General features: G+C 61.6%; 7 protein-coding genes and 1 rRNA gene. 5 read left to right on the top strand and 3 right to left on the bottom strand.

Translation table 11 applies throughout. The annotated features are described in order from the left end of the window. Nucleotides 1-83: 83 nt before the first annotated feature. From rrf to Q8L25_RS00735, 5 genes are all read left to right on the top strand, one after another. Nucleotides 84-196, top strand: a 5S ribosomal RNA gene (gene rrf / locus Q8L25_RS00755). A gap of 126 nt (nt 197-322) precedes the next feature. Further along, a complete protein-coding gene (locus tag Q8L25_RS00750; RefSeq protein ID WP_308923100.1) occupies nt 323-1,759 on the top strand; it encodes a DUF3375 domain-containing protein in 1,437 nt (478 codons plus the stop codon). Next, nucleotides 1,759-2,355, top strand: coding sequence for a DUF4194 domain-containing protein (locus Q8L25_RS00745; RefSeq protein WP_374694280.1), 597 nt, complete (start codon nt 1,759-1,761; stop codon nt 2,353-2,355). The genes Q8L25_RS00750 and Q8L25_RS00745 overlap by 1 nt, the downstream gene beginning before the upstream one ends. Beyond that, nucleotides 2,352-5,750, top strand: coding sequence for an SbcC/MukB-like Walker B domain-containing protein (locus tag Q8L25_RS00740; RefSeq protein ID WP_308923098.1), 3,399 nt, complete (start codon nt 2,352-2,354; stop codon nt 5,748-5,750). The genes Q8L25_RS00745 and Q8L25_RS00740 overlap by 4 nt, the downstream gene beginning before the upstream one ends. Next, nucleotides 5,747-6,961, top strand: coding sequence for a Wadjet anti-phage system protein JetD domain-containing protein (locus tag Q8L25_RS00735; RefSeq protein ID WP_308923097.1), 1,215 nt, complete (start codon nt 5,747-5,749; stop codon nt 6,959-6,961). The genes Q8L25_RS00740 and Q8L25_RS00735 overlap by 4 nt, the downstream gene beginning before the upstream one ends. Here Q8L25_RS00735 and Q8L25_RS00730 read toward each other — a convergent pair. Genes Q8L25_RS00730 through Q8L25_RS00720 form a run of 3 tightly spaced genes read right to left on the bottom strand, consistent with a single transcriptional unit; the run spans nt 6,924 to nt 11,001 of the window. Then, entirely contained in the window at nt 6,924-7,781 is an 858-nt protein-coding gene (locus Q8L25_RS00730; RefSeq protein WP_374694221.1) for an ABC transporter permease, read from the bottom strand. The genes Q8L25_RS00735 and Q8L25_RS00730 overlap by 38 nt on opposite strands. Nucleotide 7,782: 1 nt before the next feature. After that, on the bottom strand, nt 7,783-8,754 hold the full coding sequence (locus tag Q8L25_RS00725) for an ATP-binding cassette domain-containing protein (protein ID WP_308923096.1): 972 nt from the start codon (nt 8,752-8,754) through the stop codon (nt 7,783-7,785). A gap of 15 nt (nt 8,755-8,769) precedes the next feature. Then, nucleotides 8,770-11,001, bottom strand: coding sequence for a TonB-dependent receptor domain-containing protein (locus Q8L25_RS00720; RefSeq protein ID WP_308923095.1), 2,232 nt, complete (start codon nt 10,999-11,001; stop codon nt 8,770-8,772). Between the last annotated feature and the right edge of the window lie 13 nt (nt 11,002-11,014).

Genomic DNA, 11,014 nt, shown 5'->3' with positions numbered 1-11,014 from the left:
GACCAGTCATTACCCCAATCTTTGCTTCTTCCAGATTCATGGCGTTGTCGCTCCACTGAGGACAAATGCCGGTACAAGTTATGCCTGATGACCATAGCAAGTTGGTCCCACCCCTTCCCATCCCGAACAGGACCGTGAAACAACTTTGCGCCGATGATAGTGCTGCAACCAGTGTGAAAGTAGGTTATCGTCAGGCTTGTTATACGCAGTAGAGAAAAACCCCGCCAGAAATGGTCGGGGTTTTTTTTCGTCTGGTGGTTTTAGCATCAACATGCATATCGTTCGGTGCTACAGTGCTCCATACACCACGAAACGCATGCCGATGGATTATCAACAGCTCTCAGCCCAGCGGCGCAGCCATCCGGCGTGGCGCCTCCTTGCCGCCGATCATGCACCGATGATCGCCAGTTTCCTGCATCGTCATTTTATTGCGCCCAATATCCGTACCATCGCACGCCAGCAACTGGCGTCGCATCTGGACGACCATCTGTATCATCTGCATGAACTGGCTGGCGAGGTGTTGTTTCCGAAAAGCGCGACGGCATATCTGGACGACTGGGCTTCCGACGAACGGGGCTGGCTGCGTAAATATTATCCGAGTGGCCAGGATGAGCCACATTACGATCTGACGTCGCCGACCGAACAGGCGATCGCATGGCTGCTCGGCCTGGGGCAGCGCCAATTCATCGGTACCGAATCGCGCCTGATGACGGTATTCGATTTGCTGCGGCAGATTATCGATGGCACGGAATTGAATCCCCGTACCCGTATCGCCGAGCTGCAAAAACGCAAGGCGGCCATCGATGCGGAAATCGCCCAAATCGCCCAGGGCCGGCTCGACATGATGGAGCCGACCCAGATACGCGAACGCTTCCTGCAAATGTCGTCGACGGCGCGCGAGCTGTTGTCCGACTTTCGCGCCGTCGAGCATAATTTTCGCAGCCTGGACCGCTCGGTACGTGAACGTATTGCTACCTGGGAGGGCAGCAAGGGTGAATTGCTGCAGGAGATTTTCGGCAAGCGCGATGTGATCGCCGATTCCGATGAGGGTAAAAGTTTTCGCGCCTTCTGGGACCTGTTGATGTCGCCATCGCGCCAGGATGAATTGACGGCGCTGTTGAATGCGGTCATGGCGCTCGATCCGGTACGCGAACTGGCGCCCGATGGCCGTTTGCTGCGGATTCATTACGACTGGCTGGAGGCGGGCGAAGTGACGCAGCGCACGGTGGCGCGTTTGTCCGAACAGCTGCGGCGCTATCTCGACGACCAGGCCTGGCTGGAAAATCGCCGCATCATGCAGTTGATACGCGATATAGAAAAAAAGGCGCTCGATGCGCGCGCGGTGGTCGAGCATGCGGCCTTTATCGATATCGACGCCGCGGCGCCGAATGTGCTGGCGCCGATGGACCGCACCTTGTTTGCGCCGCCGTTCAAACCCGTCATCTTGCAGGGCGTACTCGATGAAGCGGCCGAACCGGTGCCGTCGGATGCCTTGTTCGAGCAGGTCTACGTCGATCGCCTGAAACTGGCGTCGCATATACGGCGTGCGCTGCAGGAGCGCAAGCAAGTGTCGCTCGCCGCACTGATCGCCGAGTATCCGCTCGAGCAAGGCCTGGCGGAACTGGCGACTTATCTGAGCCTGGCGACGCAGGAATTGCCCAGCGTGATCGACGATACGCAAGAAGAAACGATACACTGGACCGATGCCCAAGGTCGTGCGCGCATTGCCACGGTGCCTCTCCTTATTTTCAGCGCATGATGAATTCTTCCAGCGAAACCCATTACAGCCAGATCCTGATCGCCTTGATGCAAGGCGTGTTGTACCAGGAAAACGATGTCGCCTTGTGGCAGCCGCTGTTGCTGTTGCAAGCGCGCGTGCGTGACTATTGCCAGCACATCGGCCTGGAACTGATACTCGATGAAGCCGAGGGCTATGCCTATCTGCGCCAGCGCGCCACGCCGGAGGGGGAGGTTGCCCTGCCGCGCCTGGTGCCGCGCCGCCAGCTCAGTTATCCGGTCAGTTTGATCCTGGTGCTGTTGCGTAAAAAGCTGGCGGAGTTCGACAGCAATGCCGGCGACACGCGCTTGATCGTCAGCCGTGAGCAGATCACCGAACAATTGCGTCTTTTCCTCCCCGATACCGCCAATGAAGCGCGTTTGCTCGACCGCATGGAGACGCATTTGAACAAGGTGGTCGAACTGGGCTTCCTGTATCGTTTGCGTGGCCAGGATCAGCAATTCGAGGTGCGGCGCATTTTGAAGGCTTTTGTCGATGCTCAATGGCTCAGCGATTTCGAGCAACGCCTGAACGATTACGCCAGCCATGGCGTGGGACTGTCGGAGGATGCGGGATGACGGCGCGTGACCATGAGGACGGTGTAACGCCCCAGCTTGATGTCGCCAACCCGGCGAGCCTGGAGCGCGCCGGCTTTCGCCTGCATCACTTCGAAGTCTTGAATTGGGGCACCTTCCATGCGCGCGTGTGGAAGCTGCATCCGGGCGGCGACAATCTGCTGCTGACCGGTGACATCGGTTCGGGCAAGTCGACGCTGGTCGACGCGATCACCACCTTGCTGGTGCCCGCGCAAAAGATTTCCTACAACAAGGCCGCTGGCGCCGATGCGCATGAGCGCAGCCTGCGCACCTATGTGCTGGGCCATTACAAATCGGAACGCGGCGACACGGGCAGCACGGCGCGCGCGGTCGCCTTGCGCGACCAGAATACCTATGCCGTGATCCTTGGCGTGTTTTATAACGAGGGCTACGATCAGACAGTGACCCTGGCGCAGGTCTTCTGGCTCAAGGATGCGCGCGGCCAGCCCGAGCGCTTTTATGTGGTGGCGGACAGTGCCTTGTCGATCGCGGACCAGTTCGCCGGCTTCGGCACCGATATCAACCAGTTGCGCAAGCGCCTGCGCGCCAGCAAGGGCGTCACCCTGCACGACAGCTTTCCACCGTATGGCTCCGATTTCCGCCGCCGTTTCGGCATCGGCAATGAACAGGCGATGGAGTTGTTTCACCAGACGGTATCGATGAAATCGGTCGGCAACCTGACCGACTTCGTGCGCGAGCATATGCTCGAAGCGTTTCCCGTCGAAGAGCGCATCGCCGCCCTGATCGCCCATTTCGATGATCTGCATCGCGCGCACGAAGCGGTACTGAAGGCGAAACAGCAGATCGAGCAATTGCTGCCGCTGACTGCCGATTGCGCGCGCCATGCCGGCTTGCAGCAGCAGGATGAGCAATTGCGCGGTTGCCGCGAAGCGCTGCGGCCGTGGTTTGCCGCCTTGAAAAGTGAGCTGCTGGAAAGCCGCCTGGAACAACTGGCGCTGGAGCTGGAAAAAACGGCCGCGCGCCTGCAGCGGCTGCAACAGCTGCGTATCGAGCAAGGCCTGCGCCGCGATGCCATCCGCGAAGCCATTTCCGCCAACGGCGGCAATCGCCTGGCGCAGATCGACGCCGAGATTGCTCGCCAGCAAACGCTGAAGGATGAGCGCGCGCGGCGCGCGGCGCTCTACGAGCAACTGGCGCAAGCGCTGGGCTTGCCGGGTGCGGCCGATGACGAAGGTTTTCGCGCCAATCTGCGTGCCATCGACAGTGGCCAGGTGCAATGCGTGGCGCAGCGCGACGAGTGCCAGAACAGCCTGACCGAGGCGGGCGTCATGGTGCGCGAACTGGGTGCCAGTCATGGCGAGATATCGGCGGAGCTCGCATCGTTGCGCCAGCGCCGCTCGAATATTCCGGGCCAGATGCTGAAACTGCGCGACTTGCTGTGTGGCGCGCTCGATCTCGATGGTGACGAGCTGCCTTTTGTTGGCGAGCTGATCCAGGTACGCGACGATGCCGGCGAGTGGGAGGGCGCGGCCGAACGCCTGCTGCACAATTTCGGTCTGGCGCTGCTGGTGCCGGAAGCCCATTATGCGGCGGTGGCGGCGTGGGTTGACCGCAGCCATCTTGGCGCCCGCCTGGTGTATTTTCGGGTGCGCGCGCTCAATCTGCCGGAAGCGCGTCCGCTGCATCCGGATTCGCTGGTGCGCAAGCTGTCGATCAAGCCCGATTCCGCATTTTATCCCTGGATCGCCAGTGAACTGGCGCGGCGTTTCGACTATGCCTGCTGTGACTCGCTGCAGCAATTCCAGCGCGAAAAACTGGCCATCACGCGCAACGGCCAGATCAAGGCGGGCGGCGAGCGCCATGAAAAGGATGACCGTCATTCGTTGCAAGACCGCACCCGTTATGTGCTGGGCTGGACCAACCAGGCCAAGATCGCGGCGCTGGAAAAGCAGGCGCGTGACTTGTCATTGCGCATCACCGCCCATCGTGCGCGCATCAGTGCACTGGGGATTGATGTCAAAACGCATCAGGACCGCCTGGGTCACTGGCAGCAACTGGCGGTGTTCCAGCATTTCGGCGAACTGGACTGGAAGCCGCTGCTGCTGGCGATCGAACAATTGCTGCGTGAAAAAGAGGCACTGGAAGCGGCGTCCGATCTGCTGCAAGAGCTGCAGGGCCAGCTTGAGGCGCTGACGCAAGCGCAAGCCGGCACGGACGAGGACCTCAGCCGTCACACCTCCGAGCATGCCAGGTTCAGCGAACGCCAGGACTTGGCGCGGCGCCAGCTGGCCGACTGCGCACGGTTGCTGGACGCCACGCCGGCGCCTGCGCGTGCGCTGTATTTTCCTCTGCTGCGGCAGTTGCAGGCGGAAGCCCTGGCCGAACACAAGCTGACGGTGGAGTCGTGCGATAACCGTGAAAAAGACATGCGCGGTTTCCTGCAGGCGCGTATCGATGCTGACAGCAAGAAAATCGCCGGCTTGCGCGACCGTATCATCAGTGCCATGAGCGATTACGTGACGGCCTGGCCGCTCGATACGCGTGAAGTCGATGTCAGCATCAATGCCGCCAGTGAATTCGGCAAGATGCTGGCGGCGCTGCAGGCCGATGATTTGCCGCGCTTTGCGCAGCGCTTCAAGGAGCTGCTCAATGAAAACACGATCCGCGAAATTGCCGGCTTCCAGTCGCAGCTCAAGCGCGAGCGGGAAACCATCCGCGAACGCATCGATATCATCAACCGCTCGCTGCACGATATCGATTACAACCCCAACCGCTATATCGCGCTGGAAGCCGAGCCCAACCTGGACGCCGACTTGCGCGATTTCCAGGCCGATTTGCGTGCCTGCACCGAAGGCGCGCTGACCGGGTCGAGCGACGAAGAATATTCGGAAGCCAAATTCCTGCAAGTGAAAACCATCATCGAGCGTTTCCGTGGCCGCAGCGGCAGCGCCGAAGTGGACAAGCGCTGGACGCGCAAGGTGACCGACGTGCGCAACTGGTTTGTCTTTTCGGCGTCCGAGCGCTGGCGTGAAGATGACCGCGAACATGAGCATTACACCGATGCCGGTGGCAAGTCCGGCGGCCAGAAAGAAAAGCTGGCTTATACCGTGCTGGCTGCCAGCCTGGCCTACCAGTTCGGCCTCGAATGGGGCGTGGTGCGCTCGCGCTCCTTCCGTTTTGTCGTGATCGACGAAGCGTTCGGCCGCGGTTCGGATGAATCCGCGCGCTATGGACTGGAACTGTTCAAGCGCATGAATCTGCAATTGCTGATCGTCACACCCTTGCAGAAAATCCATATCATCGAACCCTATGTCGCCGGCCTGGGTTTCGTGCACAGCGAAGAGGGCCGGCAATCGATGTTGCGTTGCCTGAGCATCGAGCAGTACCAGGCCGAGCGCGAGGCGCGCAGCGCATGAGTGACATGAGCAGCAAATGGACCACGCCGGCCGCCATCCAGGCGCACTTGTTGCGCCTGTGGAACAGCGGCAGCTGGCTGGCCGCGCATGTCACGGCAATACCGCTGTTTCCCATGACGCTGCCTGTACGCCAGCCCGGCGCCGCGATGATGGGCGAGCAGTTCGACGCCGTGCGGCGCTGGATACGGCAACTGGAGGACGGCAGCAAAAGCCACAAGGGCTATGGTTATGTGATCGAGTGGCGGGAGATCAATCATCGCCAGCTGGGGCGCAACCGGGTGCCGGTGCAAGTGGTGGTGGCCGACGAAACGGATGCCTTGAAACTGATCGGCAAGGCGGCGGACAAGCGGCGTTTCGAGCAGCTTGCCGCCATCACCCTGCAGCTGTTTCCAGCGCTGGCCGGCTGGCTGCAGCGCCGTTCGATGACGGTGCTGGAACAGGCGGGCGCATGGTCACGCATCCTGGCGATCCTGCAATGGTTTGTCGCCCATCCACGACCGGGGATGTATCTGCGCGAACTCGATATTGCCGGCGTGGATGGCAAGTTCATTGAAACGCGCAAGGCCTTGCTGGCGGAACTGCTGGACCAGTTGCTGCCGCCCGAAGCCGTCAATGCAGACGCCGTTGGCGCGCGTCAATTTGAAGCGCGTTATGGCTTGCTGGCCAAGCCGGCACTGATCCGTTTTCGTTTGCTCGACGCCCGCCACCATATCGGTGGCCTGTCCGACCTGAGCGTGCCGGTGGCGCAGTTTGCCGCCTTGCACGCCACGGTCAAACGAGTGTTCATTACCGAGAACGAAATCAACGGCCTGGCGTTTCCGGAGGTGCCGGACAGCATGGTGATCTTTGGCGGCGGTTACGGTATCGAGCGCCTGGCCGATGTGCGCTGGCTCGATGACAGGCAGATCATCTACTGGGGCGATATCGATACGCATGGCTTTGCGATTCTCGACCGCCTGCGCGGCTTGTTGCCGCAAGCGCGCTCCATGCTGATGGATCTGGCGACCCTGGAAGCGCACCGCGTGTTGTGGGGCAGTGAAGAGACGCACAAACGTTATACCGGCAGCCTGGGCCGGTTGACGCCGGACGAGCAGGCATTATTTCAACTGCTGCGGGACGATGTGCTGGGCGAGCGCCTGCGCATGGAACAGGAACGCCTGGGTTTTCATTGGGTCAGCGCGGCGATTCGTGCTGTCCAAAACTCTGGGTGATGCGGTCCAGAATAATCGCCAGCAGCACCACGCACAGCCCGCTTTCAAAGCCCAGGCCCACGTCCAGTTGCTGGATGCTGCTCAGCACTTCGCCGCCCAGGCCGCCGGCGCCCACCATCGAGGTGACGATCACCATCGACAGCGCCATCATGATGGTTTGATTGATGCCGCCCATCAGCGCCGGCAAGGCCAAGGGCAGTTGCACCTTGAACAGCAATTGCCAGCGGCTGGCTCCGAAGGCCTGGCCCGCTTCCAGTTGTTCCTTATCTACCTGCAAGATACCCAGGGTGGTCAGGCGCACCGCCGGCGGCATGGCGAAAATCACGGTGGCGATAATGCCGGGCACGCGGCCCAGGCCGAACAGCATCACGGCCGGAATCAGATAAACGAACGCAGGCATGGTTTGCATGAAGTCCAGCGCCGGCCGCAGCAGCGCATGCAGGTGGCGGTGCCGCGCGGCCAGTATGCCCAGCGGCACGCCTAATACCAGGCTGATCAGGGTGGCCGACAAGGTCAGTCCCAGTGTCACCATGGTCTGCGGCCAGTAGCCGAGCACGGCGATCAGCAGCAACGCCAATGTTGTGAACACGGCGAAACGCCATGACAGGCGGCGCCAGGCCAGCGCGGCAACCAGTCCGATCATCAGCCAGGCCGGCAGCAGTTGCAGCAGCTTTTCCGCCGCGATCGACAGCTGTTCGATCACCTGGCCGGCGTTGTCGAACAGGCCGCCATTGTGTTCCATCAGAAAACTGACGGTCGTATTGATCCAGCTGCCCAGCGGCAGCCAGGCATGCAGTTGTTCAAAAAAAGCCTGGTCCATGTCAGTTCCTGGCGCTGGCGCGCGTGATGGTGCGCAGTGCGCTGGCGGCGGTGATCAGGCCGAGCGCCATGCCGCTGGCGTCGCGCACGGTCAGGGGCAAACGGAAGGCGCCCAGGCGCGGCATCAGTTCGGACAGGCGGCTGTCGGCGGCCACGCCGATGGCTTCGGGCACGGTGGTGGCACTCGCCTCATGGTCGATCAGGTCGCTGGCCAGCAAGTGGCCCGAGGTATCGGCGCTGTCGAAAAATGCGCGCACATGCTCGTTGACGGGATGGGCCAGCAATTCGCGCGGCGTTCCCTGTTGCAGCAGTTTTCCTGCGTGCAACAATGCTATCTGGTCACCCAGGCGCAGCGCTTCGTCGATATCGTGCGAGACAAACACGATGGTGCGGCGCTGTGCGCGCTGCAGATCCAACAGTAGCTCCTGCATCTCGCGGCGCTTGAGCGGGTCGAGCGCCGAGAACGCCTCATCCATCAGCAGCAGCGAGGGATTGACGGCCAGCGCGCGTGCCAGTCCCACCCGTTGTCGCATGCCGCCCGACAACTGATGCGGATACTGTGTCGCATGGGCCAGCAGTCCCACCTGTTCCAGCACGGCGCTGGCGCGGCGGTGGCGTTCCTTGCGGTCCACGCCGGCCAGCTCCAGGCCGAAGGCGGCGTTGTCGATCACGCGCAAGTGCGCAAACAGTGCAGACGATTGAAACACCATGCCCATCGTGTCGCGCCGCGATTGCTGCAGGCGGCGCGCGGACAGTCCCGCCAGGTCGACGCCGTCGACCAGCACTTGGCCCGTGGTCGGCACGGCCAGGCCATTGATGGTGCGCAGCAAGGTCGACTTGCCGGAGCCGGACAGCCCCATCAGCACGCAGATGCCGCCCTCGGCGATATCGAGCGAGACATTGTCCAGCGCCGGTGCGATACCGGCATCGAAGACTTTGCCGACCTGGCGTAATGACACTTTGATGGAGGCCATGGTGTTCTTTCGTGGTTACAGCTTGCCGCTGATGGTCAAGAAGGCCGCGCGCGGGGCGCCGACCAGCATGGTGGCAAAACTGCCCGCTGGATCGCTGCTGGCAAAGCCGTTGGTGCCGATGGTGGCGTAATAGCGTTTATCCAGCAGATTCGTCACGTTCAGCTGCACGGTGGCGCTCTTGAACGGGCCGATATTGCCCAGCTTGTAGCCGCCGCTCAGGTTGGCCAGCCAGAACGACGGCACCGGGCTGTCGTTCAGGTAAGTGTAGTAACGCTGGCCCGTGTACTTGGCATCGGCCTTGGCAAACCAGCCGGCGCGCTCGTACGACAATTCCGTGTTGAACAGCACTTTCGGCGCATCGACCACGCGCTTGCCGTTGACGTTGATGGCGGTGGCGCCCTCGTAATACAGCGGCGCCGATTTGTACGACGAGTCGTTATAGGTAAACGAATTGAACCAGGCCCATTGCGACGAGATCTTCCAGTCCAGCGCCGCTTCGACCCCCTTGGTTTCCACCTTGCCCACATTGGTCAGCGTGGTCGGGCAACCGACGATGCCGGTGCAGGTGGCCACATTGAGCTGGCGGTTCTTGAAGTCCGCCGCGTACAAGGCGATCGAGGCTTGCACCGGACCGCGCCGCGAACGCAGGCCCAGGTCGATGGTGGTCGAGGTTTGTGGCTTGACCTTGCCTTTGCTCAGGTCGAACGCTTCCTGGGTTTGCGAGAACGGACCGTCGGCGCCCGCCTGGTAGGCGTTCATGTTTTTGGCCCACGACGAGAACAGTTCATCCTGGCCGCTCAACGCAAACGTCAGGCCCGCTTGCGGCAGGAATTTTTTCGATGCTTCCAGGGTGCCGCCGGCGCGCCCGCCCGCCTGGTTGTCGCCCTTGATGCGCGCCTTGGTGCTCTTGAAGCCGTAGCTCAGATTGAGGCGGTCGTTCAAGGCCGCAAAGTTGTCCTGCAGGTAGAACTGGGTGGTCTTGCTGACGAAGCGCTGTGCGATCACGGTGGAAAATGGATCGGACAGGAAGTGGTCGGTGCTTTCCGGGCCATTCACGGCGTAAAAGCTGCGCGTCCAGCTGTGCACGCTGCGCTCGGCCCAGACACCGGCCGTGACAGTGTGATTGCCGATTTCCCAGTTCAGGTCACTGACCACGCCATGGCGGTCGATCTTGTATTCCTGCGCCCGCACCGAGATCGGCACGCTGGCCGACGAGGGCGTGTACGGTGTATACCAGTGGCTTTCGCCATGGTTGCGGTGATCGTAGGCGGTGGTTTTCAAGCGCACGGTGTCGCTCGCTTGCCAGTCAAAGGCGACGCCGCCCAGCCAGTCGTTGCGCAGGCCGCGGCCCAGGTAATACGCGTCATCGAGATTGTTGACGCCTCCCGTGTAGACGCCCTTGGCCGCATTGACGGCGCGCTGCCAGTCGGGGGCGTAGTTGTCCCACTTGTAGCCAAGGCGCTTGACGCTGTCGAAGGACAGATCCTGGTAGTCGGTCTCATCGCGCGTGGAGTAATTAAAAAAGGTGCTGAGCTGGCTGTTGCCCAGTTTTTGCACCACCTTGGAATTGAACAGATCCTGGTCCTGGCCACCGTCGCCCTTCCATTTGTCGGCGCGCTGGCGCGTCAGCGAAACATAGGCCTTGGTGTCGGTCGACAGCAGTCCCGTGTCGTAGCGCAGGTAGGTGCGGGAAGTATTGTCGCTGCCCAGGGTTTGCGCCAGGGCGGCACCGGCCGTGTCGGCTGGTCCCCTTGTGCTGAAGCTGACCGTGCCGCCCAGGTTGCTGGTCGAGGCCGTACCCAGCGCGCCCGTGCCTTGCGACACGCTGACGTTGCCGATGTTTTCGGACGAAATGGCGCGGCTGACATGCAGGCCGTTATGGTTGCGGTAGCTCATGTCGCCCAGCGGAATGCCGTCCAGGGTGAAACCGAGCTGGTTCTGGCTGAAGCCGCGGATCGAGATATGCGCCGACCATTCGTAGGCGCCAAACGGGTCGGCCGACTGGAACGACACGCCGGGCAGTTTTTCAAGCGTTTTCAAGGGGCTGGTGCCGGGCGTGGCTTCGGCCAGGTCCTTACGCGTAATATTTTGTACCTGGCGGCCCTGGCCTTGCACGAAGACGGTTTCGACCGGCGCGTCCGGTACTTCGGCCGGCGCCGTATCAACGGCGTAGGCCGAGCAGGCAAGCGCTTGCAGCACGAAAAAGGTCAGGGGTTTGAATCGCAGTGCAGTTGGCTTGCTTGACATCAGTGGCTCCGGC

The sequence above is a fragment of the Janthinobacterium sp. J1-1 genome, assembly GCF_030944405.1.
Classification (GTDB): Bacteria; Pseudomonadota; Gammaproteobacteria; order Burkholderiales; family Burkholderiaceae_D; genus Janthinobacterium.
This window is presented reverse-complemented; position numbering and strand designations above follow the sequence as displayed.

Bases quoted from the DNA above. Each gene is read 5' to 3' on its own strand.
- Q8L25_RS00750 (WP_308923100.1), top strand. From the start codon at position 323: ATGGATTATCAACAGCTCTCAGCCCAGCGGCGCAGCCATCCGGCGTGG.
- Q8L25_RS00745 (WP_374694280.1), top strand. From the start codon at position 1,759: ATGAATTCTTCCAGCGAAACCCATTACAGCCAGATCCTGATCGCCTTG.
- Q8L25_RS00740 (WP_308923098.1), top strand. From the start codon at position 2,352: ATGACGGCGCGTGACCATGAGGACGGTGTAACGCCCCAGCTTGATGTC.
- Q8L25_RS00735 (WP_308923097.1), top strand. From the start codon at position 5,747: ATGAGTGACATGAGCAGCAAATGGACCACGCCGGCCGCCATCCAGGCG.
- Q8L25_RS00730 (WP_374694221.1), bottom strand. From the start codon at position 7,781: ATGGACCAGGCTTTTTTTGAACAACTGCATGCCTGGCTGCCGCTGGGC.
- Q8L25_RS00725 (WP_308923096.1), bottom strand. From the start codon at position 8,754: ATGGCCTCCATCAAAGTGTCATTACGCCAGGTCGGCAAAGTCTTCGAT.
- Q8L25_RS00720 (WP_308923095.1), bottom strand. From the start codon at position 11,001: ATGTCAAGCAAGCCAACTGCACTGCGATTCAAACCCCTGACCTTTTTC.